Origin of the sequence: Cupriavidus sp. U2 (assembly GCF_009663685.2) — a bacterium.
GTDB lineage: Bacteria > Pseudomonadota > Gammaproteobacteria > Burkholderiales > Burkholderiaceae > Cupriavidus > Cupriavidus necator_C.
Genome location: NZ_RCOG02000021.1, coordinates 89,957 through 106,358 on the forward strand (window position 1 = coordinate 89,957; position 16,402 = coordinate 106,358).

The window sequence follows — 16,402 nt, forward strand, 5'->3', positions numbered from 1 at the left end:
CCCTCCTAATACAGAAAAAAGCGCTTTCAAGTGTGAAAGTGCGTGAGAACCGGCTAAATGATATTTTTAATGCACTTTTGTAGTCGCGAATTGCGCTGCATTTGGGATCGCCCCCGCAGCGACATCCAACAGCTTGTTGGATAAGTGCCGGGAGGCTCGTCATAGCCAAGCGTCAAGCGAACCCCATTGATGCAAAGCGGGGCGCCATTAAATAGCGCGGCGAGGAAATGTGACCCCATATCGCGACACGGCCAGATGAGAAGCGACGTTCGTTGGGGGCGCGGCGCTCTGTTATCGCCGGATAAAGACTCTTTCGCGTTGATCGGCGCGTTGCACCTTGTCGTCGTGCAGGTTACGTGAGGTCGTCGTGATGGACGCGTGTCGAAGATTGTCGCGTACTGTGGTCAGCGATGCCCCTTGGGCGAGCGCGTGGGTCGCGTGAGTGTGGCGCAGCCAGTGGGGTGTCACCCGCCGGAGCTTGTCGGCCAATGGAGGATGATCCGACTCGATCTCTCGGGCGCGAGCGTGAGGAAGCGCCGCAGCACGGCCCACAGTCGTGGTGTGGTGATCGGCGATTCGTCTTCCAAGGCGCCAGAATGGGGCTGTTTCGGTCCCAACTGGCCGGCGTGACAGGCAAACCGCGTGAGACGAGATATTCGTCCAGAGCCAAGTGCCTTTTGGACAACTGACCTAAGCATGCGCATCGGATGCGGTATCGACGCCGGAGGCGCATCCTAGAGTGCTATGCGTTCCGCCTTAGGCGAGCAGAAGAGAAGAGAAGAGAATGCAAAGCCGGGCGATTGCCAGCGAATAAAGCGGCGAAGTACAAGGGATGACACCCATATCGCGGCAAGTCGAGAGGCGAAAATGACATTCGTTGCGGCGCTGCGCGGAATACCCTGCTATCGCCGGGCAAAAACTTTTTCGAGTTGATCGGTGCGTTGCACATCGTCGTCGTGCAGATAACGAGAGGTCGTCGTGATGGACGCGTGCCGCAGGTTGTCTCGCACTGTGGTCAGCGATGCCCCCTGCGCCAGCGCATGCGTCGCATGCGTGTGACGCAGCCAGTGAGGTGTCGCGCGCCGGAGTTTGTCCGCCAGTGGAGGGTGGTCCGACTCGATCTCATTGGCAGCGAAGGTAAGGAAGCGCCGCAGCACGGCCCGCAGTCGCGGCGTAGTAATCGGTGATCCGTTCTCCAGGTGCGCCAGGATGGGGCTGTTGTGGTCCCACTTCGCGGGCGTGACAGGCAGACCGCGCGAGACCAGATACTGGTCCAACGCCCGGCTGGCCATGGAGGGTAGCGCGACCTTGCCCCGGTGCTCGCCTTTGCCGACCAGGTGGAGCCAGCGCTCGCCACGCGGCCCAATCTCGATACCGCCAAGGGTCACCCCGACCAGCTCGGCCGCCCGCAGGCCCGTCGCATACCCGAAATCCAGCAAGAAGCGCAGCCGTGTCGCGGCATCCGGCGTCCAGCCGTGCGACCACTCCAGGCCATCGGCGAGAGTACGCACCAGCGCCCATTCCCCTTCCGTGAAGGCCCTTGACGTGTCGAGATCCGCGGCGCGCTGGGCGCCCCGCACCTTGAGCCCTGCAAACGGGTTGGCGAGTACATAGCGCTGGGCGATCAGCCAACGAAACAGCGCGGCGATGACACCCAGGGCATAGGCGATGGAACGGGGCGCCAGGGCCCCTGCGAAGGGCCGCCATTCGGGAGATGGCCGGGGCCGTGCAGGACCCACCCAGCGGGCAGTGGGTGCGCGCAGGAAGGCGCGGTAGGCCGTGGCGTCTTCGGCGGTCAGCGACGAGAGCGGCTTGCCGCGCTCCAGGATCGCCCAGAGCAGCAAACGCTCGGCTTCCTTGCGGTAGGCCCGCGCAGTGGCCGGTGCCTCGTGCAGGCCGAGCCAGGCATTGATGGCGTCGTAGTCATTGTCCGCGGTCAGCGAGCACATCGCGCGGGGCGCGCGGAACGCCCCGCGTGAGCCGTTCACCGATTGCGGCAGTTCGATACGTTCCCACGGCACGATTTGAGGGCCCGACGCAGCCATTGCATGACGGGAGACCAAAGCGCGCGCGCGCTCAGTCAACTGAGGATGCGCGGCGAAGAACGCTTCGATGGCGCGGGCACTGCGCTCGCCAAGCCCGTCGATGGCGAGCCACCAACGCTGGCGGCGCGGGATCCGCACGGTCAGGTCGGCCAGCGTTTTCAGCCCGTGCGCCTGCAGCGCCGCCGCGGCGCGCGCGGGCAGCCAGGTTTCGACGGGGTCCGTGATCTGCGGAAGGGCAGCTGGTAATTGGCGCAGGGTCTCCAGAGCCCGGACGACCGCTGCCGCATGGGCGGTCCGGCCCTCCGCAGTACAGGTGAAGAGGGCGGCCAGGTCTTCGCGCTGGCGGAGTCGGGCGGCCTCGGCCATCTGCCGCCGGAGGGCACCGATCACGCCTCGTGCGGAGCGGCCCGGCGTCAGCGCGTCCGGCCAGAAGCGGGCGACGGCCGCGCGCGACGGCGTGCCTTCGTACCAGGCACGCAGGGCCGCGAGCGCATCGGCGCGGGGCCAGGATGCGGAGGGATCGAGCGGCAGCGGAGAGGTGGCGGATCGCGAGCGAGGCATGGGAGAGACACGCAAATTGCTGCTGTGTAGTTTGCCACAAAAACGCATCGGTATCGATAATGTTTGTTATCGATATAGCAGTGTGTTGTGGCGGCGAACTCAGGCAGTAGCTGTCGCGAAGTCATTTATCAGGGAATATCAGACAGGTTGGTTTCCACCAGCGCCGAATAGAGCGTGACGAGCAGCAGCCGCAGACGGCGGAGCCGGCCGAACGCCTGGTATCGGATATCGCCGCCTCGGGCATTCGAGATACTGCGACCTACTTGTGAGGCATACATTTAGCCGTCACGAGGTGCTAGCATTTGCGTTTGGGTGGCAGAAAAGGCCTTGTGTATGACTTTCATGGACAGCGCCTTGTTCGCGAAGGCGCGGGAATCCCGATGTCTAGGGGATACCGTGCTAGGCGTGAGGCGCCGAAATTGCGACGAGAGCATGGTCGCAATCTGGCTGTGGAGGCCGCCCGGAAAACAATTTGAGACGGGGGGGGATGATATGGGGCTGTCTTACCGCAAATCGATTTCGGCAGGGCCATTTCGCTTCAATATTTCGGGCAAGGGCGTCGGTGTCTCGGTCGGAGTGCCAGGCTTTCGTATTGGCTCAGGCCCGCGTGGGCACTACGTGTCGGTGTCTGCTGGCGGCTTTACCTACCGGCAATCGCTGGGTGGCCGGCATCGGCATTCGAGCGGAGCTGACCATCAGGAACGCTTCCCGCAGCCCCCGGCTGACGGAGATGCTGCCGCAGGCCAGCGCTTTCTACCCAGCGGTAGTTCCACGGTTGCGCCGCTTGAGGTGATTCAATCAGCGGATATTGGGAAACTGTCCGATTCCAGTGCCGATGCGTTGTTCTCGGAGATTGATGCCAAAAGCAAAATGAACCCGGTATGGCCCATTCCGCTTGTGGCAACTGCTGTGCTGGCGATGCTGTTGGCGGCTAACAATGCAGAGCCGGCAAATCGTGCGATGCAAGGGGTAGGCCTCTTGGCACTCATCACAGTGATTGTTGCTACAGTCTGGCTGTATCTTTGGGATTCAGCACGGCGTTCCGTGGTCTTGATTTATGACCTCGAGCAAGATTTTAACCAGTCTTATGAACGCATGCTCTCGGGATTTGACGAGATGCGAACCTGCAATCGTGCCTGGCGCGTTGAGGCAGAAGGCCGGGTACTGGATGGTCGTTATCACGCCGGAGCGGGCTCTCAGGTCATTCGCAAGGCGGCGAGCATGAGCTACGGAAATGTGGCAATCATCAAGTGCAATATCGATGTGCCTTCTATCACTACGGGCCGGATGCGATTTTTCTTCTATCCGGACCGGATACTGATGGAAGACGGCAAGCGAATTGCCGCGTGTTCGTACCAAAGTCTCGAGGCGGAAAGTGGGCAGACACAGTTCATCGAGAGTGACAACGTGCCGTCAGACGCAGAGGTCATCGGACACACTTGGCGCTACGTAAATCGAAATGGATCACCGGATCGCCGATTCAAGGACAATCGACAGATTCCAGTCGTCCGATATGAAACCCTCCGCCTTTCGACCGCCCAAGGCGTGCGCGAAATGTTCCATTTTTCCCGCCTGGGCTGTAGCGGGCGTTTTAGCGCGCTGGTGTCTAAGGACCTCGCGGCCCTCGGAAGTAAGCGCGCCTAAGGTCGGAACTGCTCCCGAAGCGGCTTGACTGGATGTGAGTACTTCGAGTTATCGTAGGATCGCGACTTCCTAGTGGTCGAATTGTGTATGCAGGCGCTTGAAGCGACCGATTCCGTATTGTCTCGGTAGCGGACCTAGTTGTGCCTTTAATCGCTGATCAGCCTTCCACGGCGAGCTATGCCTCCGTGTTAGCGGGTCAAAAAATCCACCATCGAACAAAATGGACGACCACAAGCTGAGCGAAATTGCAATTCGTGTGTCTCGCTATTTTCGGGACTTCCTCCAAAGTGACTTTAAGCGCGCACAAGCGCCCCGCAGGCGGATTGTCCTGACGTCCGACACGGGCTTTCGGGCCGGGATGCGGACCGCTCCATATCCTGCGCTCGACCTGGAGTTGTGGGCGTTGCTGAGCAAGCCAACGGGGGAAGAGCTGACCTTGCCGATGACGCCAAGGCGTTATACCCGCCCGGTCAGCGCCTCGCTTCGCAAGGTCATTCAAGAGCAGATCCACGCCATTCCCGAAACGGCTCTTGTCTCAGTCCGCAATGCCGTCATTGAATTTGCGCGGAGTACCTACACTTCCGCCGTCGAGAATCCCGAGCAGTGGATCGATTCAGTCCAAGAAGAGTTAGCTAAGAAGGTCGGGGCGCAGGTGATCAGGCCGTTGGTGGCGCACCTTGATGGCCCCCTGCGTCAGCAAGCCTACTCGGTAATAGATTCGCTGCTCGCGGCAGAGTCCGACCTGATCGCCCGCGTCTGCGGTGACCTGAATCGGGTCTTGCCGGAGGTGTTGGCGAAGCTTCTGGCGACAAGTGAGGATGCGGCGCTCGTGGATGCCGCAATCAACTTCCTCAACATGGAAGGGATGCGTGCCGGCCTGCAGGCATTCTTTGAGAACTTCGTCGCGGCTGATGCATATCTTGAGTTCAGGGATATTGAGACGTATGTCGCCACCGGCGACTCCATGCAACTCTATCTTTATCTCGGTGCGCTGAAGTATCGCAATGCTCAGTACCCGCTCTTCTTCGTCCCCATCCATGTCACGCGCAGCGAGGATGGCACTGGCTACTCCCTGAAGATCGTCAACCATCTCTACGCGAACCGCTCGGCGATCGACTTCGTCCTTCAAGAACTGGGGGCTGGTCTGAAGCGGGAGTGGGTCAGCCCAATCACTGAACGCATTACCTACATCACACCTCAGCAGAGCATCTTTGAGGTCGTACGGACGCTCTTTCGCAAGGTGGCGAATGCAACGGATCTTGGCGGCCAGATCGACTTTTCCTCGACCGCGTCAGAAGTGGCGACGGCGAGCGTGTCTCTCTCGAGCGCTCTCTACCTCGCGGCCTTTGAGCGTTCAGATGAGGCGCTCATCAACGACTACGAGGAGATCATCGATCAGTTCAACCGCGGCGGCTCGAACGTTGCGGATCTGTTCAAGGGACTTGTCGAAGGTGTCCTGATGGGCAACGCGGGGTCGATTCGCGCCGAGGTCGAAGAGGAATGGGAGAAGTTGCCGCTGGTGGAGCGGATGGTGTTCGACTCACCCATCCCGCTTAACGAGGAGCAGCGTAAGGTGCTGCTCGCGGTCAGGAATCCAAACGGCAAGATTGTCGTCGTCGAGGGGCCGCCGGGCACCGGGAAGTCACACACGATTACAGCGATTGCGGCAGACTGCGCCTTCAACAACAAGTCATGCCTGGTCCTGTCCGACAAGACCGAGGCGCTAGATGTCGTCGTATCGAAGCTTTCCGAGGCGATGTCCCGGGTGCGCCATGATCGCGACTTCCCCAATCCCATCCTCCGCCTGGGTCAGCAGAACGCCAACTTCCGTAAGCTGACGTCTAACGCCACCGTCACGCAAATCGGCGCCTACGCGAAAGCGACGCGGGCCAATCGCGAGGCACTGGATGCCGAGCGTGAGATGCGCACCACGGAACTCAAGCAATCGATTGACAAAACTGTCGAGGTTCTGGGCCAGGTGCGAATCGCCGCCCTCCAGCAAATGCATCAGCACGAGTTCGAGTTGGCGGACCGTGCGCCGAACATCCTCGGGGAAATTCGCAAGGTTTCCGATTCAAGCTTGCTGCCAGAGTTGGCGGCGATCGTCGAACAGAGTGAGGCGCTTCAAAAGTACTTGGCGCAGCTCATCGCTGACGGCGCTGACGACGCGACGGCCCTGCGAGAGCGGGTGCGCCTGGACGCATGCATGAGCACGACCGCGCCGCGCGCGGAGTCAACGAGCTGGAACCTCTTTGACAAGCTCACGCCCGAACAGGTGAGAGCGACTCAGGATCTTCTCGTTAAATACCAGCATCTACGGATGCCGCTATTCGGCTATCTCTTCAGAGGAGCCAGGGTAAGGGAGTTGGAGGAAAGGCTCAATCAGCTTCCAACGAGCCGACCGCTCTTTCTTAAGCAAGACGCCTTCGCACTTTATGACCTTGTGGTGGGTGCCAATCTGCTACAACGGGCTCTCGAGGCAGAGAAACTCGACGCCCACTTCGCGCTCGCGTATCAACGTCTGGCGCGTGGGGAGGAACCATCCCCGGCCGCAGCTATCGCGCTAAAGGCTTTCGGCGCTCTGCAGAAGGCGAATCCCGCAATCTTCGACGCACTGATGGCGCAACCGAAGGCGGACGCCAGCCTGTGGGTGTTGGCCATCGTGTTTCTGCGCGAATGGCTTGAGAACCACGCCGCCTTCGCGAAAGCCCCGGCGTTCGACTATGTAGGAACCAAGGATTCGCTTGAGCGCCTCAATACGTCGATCATGAACTCCCACGTGGATGGACGTTTGATCAAGTTCATGGACGAGCATCGTGCGGATGCGCGTGCGTTGGCAGGCGTGATCGCAAGTGGGCAGAAATTTCCGGAAGAGAAGTTCGCCAGCGTTCGAAACTCATTCCCGGTGATCGTCGCGAGCATCCGTGAGTTCGGTGAGTTCATGCCGCTGGCGCCGGATCTGTTTGATGTAGTGGTGATCGACGAGGCGTCGCAGGTGAGCGTGGCGCAAGCTTTGCCAGCGCTGCTGCGCGCGAAGAAGGTTGTCGTTCTGGGCGACAGCAAGCAGTTCTCGAACGTCAAGTCATCGAACGCCAGCATCGCGACGAATGACAAGTATCGCGCGGACTTGGTCAACCACTTCCGTTCTGAGATCAGCGATAAGGCCGATGCCCTTGAGCGCCTTTCGATGTTCGACGTGAAGCGGTCGATTCTCGAGTTCTGCAATCTCGGGGCGTCTTACTCCGTCATGCTGCGCAAGCATTTCCGTTCCTACAAGGAACTGATCGGCTATTCGTCGAGCACGTTCTATGGACACCAGCTACAAGCGATCAAGATCCGCGGCGTCCCGGTCGATGAGGTCGTCCAGTTCGACGAGGTGGATACCGAGGACTATCGGTGCACAAGGGGATTCAATGAGGCCGAGGGGAATTTCATTCTTGAGCAGCTCCTCGATCTGATCGAGGAAGAGGACCCGCCGACGGTGGGCGTCATTACACCATTCAGGGAGCAACAGACCTACCTCTCGAAGCTGCTTTTCGGTCACGCCAGAGGCCGCGAGTTCGAGGACAAGCTTCGCTTAAAGGTGATGACTTTCGACTCGTGTCAGGGCGAGGAGCGCAACCTTATCATGTATTCGCTGGTGGCAACGCCTGGCAATGATGCACTCAATTTCATCTTCCCGGTGGCCCTGGAGAACGCACAGGAGTCGGTCGAAGACAAGCTCAAGGTGCAGCGTCTGAACGTCGGATTCAGCCGGGCTCAGGAGATGGTGTGGTTTGTCCACTCAATGCCCCTTTCCGAATACAAAGGAGCGATAGGGCAGGCGCTGAACTACTACGCCAATATCCTTGAACGGGGCGCGGCCTCGGCCGACCAAACGGATGCGTCCAGTCCAATGGAGGCAAAGGTCCTCGATTGGCTCCAACAGACACCGTTTGTGCAGGAACACCAGGACGAGATCGAAATCATTCCCCAGTTCCCGGTGGGCGACTATCTCCGCCAGCTTGATCCTACGTATGAGCATCCAGCCTGGCGCGTGGACTTCCTTGTGATCTACCGCACTGAAAAGGGCCCTTTACATATCGTCATCGAGTATGACGGATTCGAGTTCCACTTCCAGAAAGGGCGGCAGATCCATGTTGGGAACCACCAACGCTACCTCAATGGCGCGGATGTTGAGCGGCAACTGACCCTGGAGAGTTACGGCTATCGCTTCCTCCGCATTAATCGATTCAATCTGGGTGTGGACCCGATCCTCACGTTGTCGGGCCGAATGACGGACTTGGTCGAAATGGCCTTGGGAGAGATGATCTCCGAAAGCGTTGTGGACTTGCAGACCCAGGCGGCCGGGCTTGCCAGCAAGGAGATGAAGGCCTGCTCACGTTGCGAAGAGATACTTTCGTTAGGGGATTTCTATGATCCTGCGCTCAAGTCGGGGCAGGGCGGCTACGGGCGCGTGTGCATGTCTTGCAAGGCGACCGACTCCAAGCCTCGCAAGGCAGCCCACGGAAAGCGCGGCTGGAATAGGACCAAGGCAAGGAGCTATCGGCGTTGGGGGTAAATGTTGTCTCGCAAGGGCATTTTTGGACGGGAGTCATTCACCGGGTGCCCGTGTTCCAGCAGTTCCTTGAGCTTGAGCGACATTCACCGAACGTTGTGAAGGATGCGTGGTCGAGGGTCACCGAATGCCGTCCGGGCCGCATGATAAGTTGCCAGCAGGCCTCTAGATCAACGGAAAAGTATGAGCGACGAAGAGAAGATCAGCCGGATATGTGCATGGTTTGCGGATGCGAGGCCATGGGACAGCTTCATCAGGAGCGTGCAGGAACGTGAGACCGGTGTGGAAAATCCCGCATACTGTCAATTCGTCCGGCAGTTTTCGCATATTCGCACAATCGTCGACAGCGCCTGGATCAAATTTGAAAGGCATGGCGCTGTGTTGACCGATGGGGTGCCTGGAAATGCAGCTCCGCAATCTGTACGAACGTCGAGAAAACTGGCGCGCGAGCGTCCCGTTGCCGACCGGTAGCCGGTTGGAGCGATATCGTGGACTTGCAACGTTTCAATGCCCTTGTTGATGGAGCAGAGCCGACTCTTGCCGACTACGCTGCGCTGGTTGCCCTTGCGAAGGAGCTGCCAGTCGAACTGCTGTGGGAACTGCTGCACGGGGCGCCCAAAATGCATTGGCTGCTTAGTGGCGTTGTTAACAAGCAGCTCCAAGAGAAGGTCCCCGAAGCGAACGTGGTGCAAGCGCTCGACGCAATTGCTACCGAACTCATGGTTCGAAAAGCTGGGGCGATTTAGAAAATGGAAAAGAGGTGACGGTATGTGACCGAGTTTAAGCGGGGGATTGAGCCTTCGCGGCGTTTGTTCCGCCCCCGCTTTAGTGCGGCGAGGGCCGCTCAATCCGTGTTCCGAGGCTTGGCGAAAGGCGTGGTCGCGGTGGCTGTTTTAGCCATGATTGTGGTAGGCGTGCTCTCCGGTGGCCAAGGGGACTCGCCGACAACGCGCGGGGGAAGGCGAATTCTAATGCTAGTCGTTCTGGTGATTCTAGCCGGGGCCTACGCCTGGAACTGGCTCGAATAAGTGCTAACAACATTTTTCGGAAAATCATGGCCTCCAGTAAGCGAGACGAGTTTCGACCAGAGACGAGACGCCACCTTGCGATGCGGGCCGGTTTCCGTTGCTCAATGCCAGGCTGTGGCGCCTTGACCACCGGTCCCAGCAACGAATCGCCTCACGCAGTTGTCGACGTAGGTGTAGCCGCGCACATCTATGCGGCGGCACCTAATGGCCGACGTTACGACGCGAATATGACGCGAGATGAACGGAGGAACATTCGGAACGGTATTTGGCTCTGTGCGACGCATAGCGTCGAAATTGATCGCGACGTGGTTCGCTACACCGCTGACGTCCTCAGGCGGATGAAGAACGACCACGAGCAGGCCATTGCGAACGAGCTGAACGCAGGGCGCGGATTCATGCGTGGTGCAGATCTCGTCGCCGTAGGCCCGCATGTCGTCGGTGTCGGTGAGCTCTTGGGCACCTCCGGCAAGAACTGGTCAGTTCGGATTGACCACTTTGTTGATGGAGACATTCGAGCACTGATTGACTTTAGCGAGCGATTTGATGCTCATGATCCTTTCGACCGCTATCTTGTCGTCAATGCGCTTGGTGATGGTCGGCAGCTTGCCACGGAGCCGTCGTGGCTTCGGCGGGGAAATTCAATTGAACTGATGTGCACAGTCAAAGACCGTTTTCCCTGCGTCGACGCTCACAAGCTAGGGGCGACCCTGGCAACAAATGCTGCAAACGATCTCTTCGTCGAGAATGGTGACATTGGAATGGTTTCAGGAATCGATGCGTTGCCTCAGCGGATCAAAGAAACTCTATCCATGCTGCAGGGCGAGTCTCCGTTCCATCCCAAAGCAGGTTCCCGCATAAAGGAATACTTTGACGAATTCGAAGATTCCCCGTGGTTGCAGCGCCGGATCAAGCTGGAGGTTATAAGGCTGGCATGCGTGCCGTACCGCGACCGCGTGCAGAACAGCGCTTATACCCTGCTTCAGAGCGTGCTGCGCGTACATGATGTTCAGAAGATTGCGGCGCAACGGGACACCGATTGGCAAGACTTCAGATTCAAGCTCGATGTGCAGGGTGTCGGACCATGGGAGCAAGTGATTTCAATTTTCTTGCCGCGAGGTGATCGGCCGCTGCGGCATCCCATGTGGGATCAGCTGCCGAACAAGTAGAACAACGGAAATCCACTGAGACATGAGCAGGACTACCCATCACCCAAAGGTTTTCATTTCGTACAGTTGGACGGATGCAGAGCACGAGCAATTTGTCTTGGGCTTGGCGACCTCGCTACGCAACCATGGAGTTGATGCGATTCTCGACAAATGGGACCTCAAGCCCGGCCAGGACAAGTATGTTTTCATGGAATCTATGGTCGTCGACGCGGACGTCTTGAAGGTTCTAGTCTTGTGCGACCGAAAATACCAGGAGAAGGCAAACTATCGTGCCGGCGGCGTTGGAACAGAGTCGCAAATTATCTCGCAAGAGCTCTACGGGAAGGTCAAGCAAAACAAGTTCATCCCTGTCGTCTGCGAGTATGACGACGAGGGACAACCGTGCCTTCCGGTCTTCATGAAAGGCCTCATCTACATTGACGTATCTTCGGAAGAACTGTACGGCAACGGTCTTGACCAACTCTTGAGACTTATCTATGAGCAACCGTTCCATCAGAAGCCAAAGCTCGGCGGCATTCCGGCCTTTGTGACCAGTGGGGGGGCAAGCTACGTCAAGGAGTTGGGAGCTGCGATTCGAGCCGTCCAGGACGGCAAGCCGAACCGGCAGGGCCTAGAAATGTTGTTCATTAAGGGTGTACTAACGGAGCTCGAAAAGCTGTACGTTACGCCCACCGGGAATGGGTATCACGAAGGTGTATACCAGGCTATCGCGAGCACGAAAGGCCTCCGGGACCAGGTTGCTGACTACGCGGAAACCGTGGCCGCGTTCTCGCTCGACGACCCGAGTTCGGTTTCCCCATTCCTGAAACTGATGGAGGGAATCGGTGGGCACTTCGGACCTCCCGTTGCATCGGGGGAGTACTACCCGGGATGGTCCGACTTATTCTCGTATTTCGCACTTGAAGCGTTTCTTATTCAAACCGCTGCGCTTATTCGGCACGGGCGCTGGAAGTCGTTGCGCAGACTTGTCAGCGCTGCGTACGTCGTTAAAAGCAGTCAAGGAGAATTCAAGGCGTCAAGCTGCACAGTGTTCGATGCAGGTCTCGTATCTCTCGACGAGCATCGCAACCAGCAACTGAAGCTGAATCGAGTATCAGTCAGCGCAGACCTCCTCAAGGAGCGATGCTCCGCCGATAAGACGAGTTTCGTTGAACTCATGGAAGCGGACGTTTTCCTGATGCTGGAGAGCGTTGCGCGGCTCGGTGTACAACCGAGCAACGTTTGGCCGGGCATTTGGGGGGCGAGAACTACGGTGTACTGCTCGTACTCGAGCAAGTTTCCGCTCTTCATGCGAGCAGCAGACGAAGAAGTCCGAAGGGGAATTCACGCCGCCCTAGGAGTGGATACGGGTGCCACCTTGAAAGCAAAGCTGGATAGCGCGAATGAGCGGCTCAAGGGATTTGGGCGACTCGGTAGGGGTCACTTCAGCGACTTCAACTTCATCGAGGCCATCAACTTGAACGAACTGACCAAGTAGCACTTGCCCTGCTGGGCGAGGCCAGCCAAGCGTAATGGTATTCAACTCCAACCGTGATCGAGCGATGCGCTCGGATCTTGAACCTAGTGCGTACGATGTGGTGTAGCGATCAGCCCATGCGCGAGTAACACAGTGTTCGGGCAGGCTTAGGGCACGCCACACAAGGCATGAATCCTACACAACGGAAAAATCACCCTGTAGTTTATGCCCCGGAATAGGGGTGCCCTTGATATTGCTGCAGTTTGCCGGGATAGCGACCCCGAGTATTCATGCGGGTTTCCGGGCAACGGCCAACACGATAGCCATGTAAATCAATGGGTTACTGACTCAAGATTTTGCACGTAATAAGTGGCGCACGAGGCACGTATCAGGCAGCTCATTGCGTCTCCGTGTCCTTGCCGTTAATCTCGGCGGTCCGTCTACCGCTTGGGAGAAAAGCGCGATGGATCACTGGCAACTGGCGTATCTCGGCATGCGACAGATGCCGCGCGAGCTCAGCGAGTTCGAGCTAGCCACTTTCTTCACTTTCTCTCCCAAGGAGCGCGCCCTGATCGACGCACGGCGCAGCCAGCTGTACCGGCTGGCCTGCGCCGTCCACATCGGCTTTGTGCGTATGACGGGCCGCACCCTTGACGCCTCCAAGCAGGTTCCGAAATTTCTCTGGGCATATGTTGGCGCCCAACTCGGCATCACGCCACCGGATATGGGCACGCTGAGCGCCCTCTATGACCGGCGCACCGACACGCTGGTGGACCATCAGATGCTCGCCTATCAGGCGCTCGGTTTCAGCCCGATGGCTGAGCATCAGCGACGCTACGTGACGCGTTGGCTCAAAGAGCGCTTAGCGGGACAACCTAGTCGCAGTGACATGCTGCACGAGCTCAAGCGGTGGCTGTACGAGCATCGTGTTCTGATCCCGCATGACCGTGCGCTGAAACGCCTCATTAGCCAGGCCGTGGAGGTTTCCGAGGCGGCATTGACTGACGCGTTGGTGCTCGCATATGGCGAGGCATCGCTTGACGCTTGGGGGGCATTGCTACCTCGTCCGGAAGGCAATCAAGCAAGTCTGCAGCAATGGCTGTGGGCGGTTCCATTGCGCAGCTCCACGCATCAAATGGGGGAGCTGTTTGACAAGATCGAGCGGCTGTACAAGTTGGGCGTCCAACATCGCTGGCCGGCCGTCTGCAATGAGGCGGTGGTACGGCACTACGCGAGACGTTGCGCCAATCGACCGGCCTCGGTCAGCAAACGCATGGTGCAGCAATCCCGCCGCTTGGAGTCTGCTTGCTTCTTGCGCTATGCCTTGTGTGCTGCCACGGACCAGATGTCGTCCATGCTGCGCCACTGGATCCGCAAATCCGTCAACGACGCAGGACGGCTCATTGACGCTGGCCGGCCGGATCCAGAAATCAAGCTGCGAGAATTTGCGGCAGCCGTCAAAGGGCTCATCGCTGATGACACGCTCACACGAGAAACGCTCTGCCAACAATTGGATGCTTTGGCCGACGCCGCAACGAGCCAGCATCGCCTGCGAAGCCGTGCCAGCATGATTCGAGAGCAACTGCTGTTGCGGCATCGGCTTGCGAGAGCCATGCTGGGCAGGCTGGTCCAGCTGCCATTCGCCACGCAGTCCGCCCATCCAGTGATAGAGGCAATGGAGATCTTGCACAATCTCTATGCGCGGAAGGCTAATTGGCTACCAAATCGGGTTGCCGTGCGCTTCGGGCGAGCCTGGCAGCCAGTACTGGAGGGGCAGGACCGTAAGCGAGCGCTGGCCGCCTTCGAATGGGGAACGCTGTTTGCCCTGCGGGTGGCGCTACGCAATGGCTCGGTATTCCTGGATCACAGCTTCGCCTTCCGCAGCCAAGCAACCATGCTGATTTCCGGCCAGGATTGGCAGGCGCGGCGCAACCACTTCTATGGCCATCTCAAACTGCCGCAGGACGCAAGAGCATTTTTGGAACCTGTGGTCGAGCACCTCGACGCGGGGCTCGCCCGGCTGCGCGATGCCGCCGTGCGGGGCGAGCTAAGGATCGATAGCGCCATCCATGTTGATCCATTAAAGGCGAAGCGGCCCGAAGCTTCGGTTGAGGCCCTGCGGCGTGCGCTATTTGACCGGCACCCAGACGGACAACTGCCTGAAATTCTTCTGGAAATCGACAGCCACACTCATTTCAGTTGGCTTCTGCTGGGGCGAGAACCGTATTCTCGCAGTGAGCTGCTCATGGTCTACGCCGCTGTGCTCGCGCACGGGACCTCGATGTCTGCGACGGACCTCGCTCGCATGGTGCCGGAACTTTCACCAAGCGCGATTCGTCAGATGATGCATCGTATCGCGGACGAGCGGAAACTGCGTAAAGCCGCTGATTCAGTGCTTGCTTTCATGCATCAGCATCCCATCGCCCGGCATTGGGGGCGCGCCGAGTTGGCGTCTTCCGACATGATGTCGCTGGAGACGACGCGCTCGGTCTGGCAAGCGCGGGCTGACCCACGTCGGCGTACCGCTTCGATTGGGATGTACACCCATGTCCGCGACCGGTGGGGCATTTTCTACGACCAGCCAATCCTCCTGAATGAGAGACAAGCCGGCGCCGCCATCGAGGGCGTGATTCGCCAGAATGGCGGGGAAGACGTAACGCAGCTCGCCGTTGATACCCACGGCTACACCGACTTCGCCATGAGTCTGTCACGGCTGCTCGGCTTCGATCTCTGCCCGCGACTTTCTCATCTGCGTGATCGCCGGCTGCATGTACCCAAAGGCCATGAAGTGCCGCCAGAACTGGCCGCAGTAGCGGACGCCGACGTCCGTCTGGTATTGATCGAACTTGCCTGGGATGAACTGGTCAGGATTGCGGCATCGGTCCAGACCGGCCAATGCACGGCGGTGCAGGCGCTGACACGTTTCGGCGCGGCGGCGAGGGGCCAGCACGTGTATGACGCGGGGGTGCACCTGGGACGGCTATTCCGTACGATTTTCCTCGTCGACTATTTTACGAACTCTGCGTTCCGCCAGGAGATGCAGCATGCCTTGAATCGCGGCGAGGCTGTGCACACCGTCCAGCGGGCCATCCACTACGGAAAAATCCCCTTGGAACTGGCTCGGCACGATGCGTCGCTGGCAGCGGTCTCGTCTTCGTTGACGCTGTTGACCAACGCCGTGATGGCCTGGAACACACTGCACATGCAGCAGGCTCTGGAGGCAATAGAGGTCATCGGCGGAGAATCCATGCGTGCCGGAGACCTACGCCAGATCGCTCCGACTCGTTTGGAAGGCATCAACTTGCGTGGTACTTTCGATTTCCCGATTGCTCGCTACGCGCACCGGCTACTGCCGAGCGCAACCAGCGCGCAGAACGTGCCGACGACCTCGCGTACAGCATGACCTAATCCATAGTTGGTTGAGTGGAGAAGACTACGATCTCGCGGAGGCTTTCCTGCCTGAAGCGCCCCTCGTATTCAAGAGCTACCGGGCCTTTTTTACCAAAATCTTTGTATTCGTCTGTATCACGGGGCGCCATCAATACGTGCCGCGACGGTGCCGACCTGCGATTAGTACAAGCGTGAAACATCCGTTGTCTTAAATATGCCCCACGGTATCACGCACCTGGTGCCGAATGGAGCGGCCCCTTGAATCTCAGGACACCCGGCACCTCTTACAATAAGAGGTAGTCTTGTGACTAGTTTCAAGCCTAGGCAAATCGTGGAAAGCATCGAAATTCTTACCGAACCTGAGCGGCGGCGGCGCCGTTCAGTCCAAGAAAAGCTCGCCATCGTTCAGGAAACGATGGAGCCGGGTGCCACGGTTTCGGCGGTTGCCCGACGGCATGGGCTCAATCCCAATCAGGTGTTCGCATGGCGCAAGCAGTACCAGGAAGGAAGCCTGGCCGCTGTGAGCGCTGGCGAAGCTGTGGTCCCGGCCTCGC

General features: G+C 58.9%; 11 protein-coding genes. 8 read left to right on the forward strand and 3 right to left on the reverse strand.

The window, feature by feature from the left end:
* Window positions 1–291: 291 nt before the first annotated feature.
* The 3 genes from D9X30_RS16370 to D9X30_RS16380 all read right to left on the reverse strand — a co-directional run bounded on the left by D9X30_RS16370 (window position 292) and on the right by D9X30_RS16380 (window position 2,884).
* A complete protein-coding gene (locus tag D9X30_RS16370) occupies window positions 292–552 on the reverse strand; it encodes a site-specific integrase (protein WP_502799639.1) in 261 nt (86 codons plus the stop codon).
* A gap of 350 nt (window positions 553–902) precedes the next feature.
* On the reverse strand, window positions 903–2,606 hold the full coding sequence (locus D9X30_RS16375; protein WP_153950395.1) for a site-specific integrase: 1,704 nt from the start codon (window positions 2,604–2,606) through the stop codon (window positions 903–905).
* A gap of 128 nt (window positions 2,607–2,734) precedes the next feature.
* On the reverse strand, window positions 2,735–2,884 hold the full coding sequence (locus D9X30_RS16380; protein WP_153950394.1) for a hypothetical protein: 150 nt from the start codon (window positions 2,882–2,884) through the stop codon (window positions 2,735–2,737).
* A 154-nt stretch (window positions 2,885–3,038) separates the two neighbouring features.
* On the opposite strand from D9X30_RS16380, the gene D9X30_RS16385 reads away from it, so the two are divergent.
* The 8 genes from D9X30_RS16385 to D9X30_RS16420 all read left to right on the forward strand — a co-directional run.
* Entirely contained in the window at window positions 3,039–4,250 is a 1,212-nt protein-coding gene (locus tag D9X30_RS16385; protein WP_194946625.1) for a DUF4236 domain-containing protein, read from the forward strand.
* Between the two features lie 220 nt (window positions 4,251–4,470).
* Window positions 4,471–8,811 (forward strand): AAA domain-containing protein, encoded by a 4,341-nt coding sequence (locus D9X30_RS16390; RefSeq protein WP_153950392.1) that lies wholly within the window; start codon window positions 4,471–4,473, stop codon window positions 8,809–8,811.
* Between the two features lie 180 nt (window positions 8,812–8,991).
* Window positions 8,992–9,279 (forward strand): hypothetical protein, encoded by a 288-nt coding sequence (locus D9X30_RS16395; protein ID WP_153950391.1) that lies wholly within the window; start codon window positions 8,992–8,994, stop codon window positions 9,277–9,279.
* 17 nt (window positions 9,280–9,296) lie between these two features.
* Complete coding sequence (locus D9X30_RS16400) at window positions 9,297–9,554, forward strand: hypothetical protein (protein ID WP_153950390.1); 258 nt, start codon at window positions 9,297–9,299, stop codon at window positions 9,552–9,554.
* A gap of 404 nt (window positions 9,555–9,958) precedes the next feature.
* Entirely contained in the window at window positions 9,959–11,002 is a 1,044-nt protein-coding gene (locus tag D9X30_RS16405) for a GPW/gp25 family protein (RefSeq protein WP_153950389.1), read from the forward strand.
* A gap of 22 nt (window positions 11,003–11,024) precedes the next feature.
* Window positions 11,025–12,479: a toll/interleukin-1 receptor domain-containing protein gene (locus D9X30_RS16410; protein ID WP_153950388.1), complete on the forward strand. Its 1,455-nt coding sequence runs from the start codon at window positions 11,025–11,027 to the stop codon at window positions 12,477–12,479.
* A 442-nt stretch (window positions 12,480–12,921) separates the two neighbouring features.
* A complete protein-coding gene (locus D9X30_RS16415) occupies window positions 12,922–15,861 on the forward strand; it encodes a Tn3 family transposase (RefSeq protein WP_153950387.1) in 2,940 nt (979 codons plus the stop codon).
* A gap of 291 nt (window positions 15,862–16,152) precedes the next feature.
* On the forward strand, window positions 16,153–16,402 hold a 250-nt coding region (locus tag D9X30_RS16420; protein WP_502799640.1), incomplete at its 3' end, for a transposase.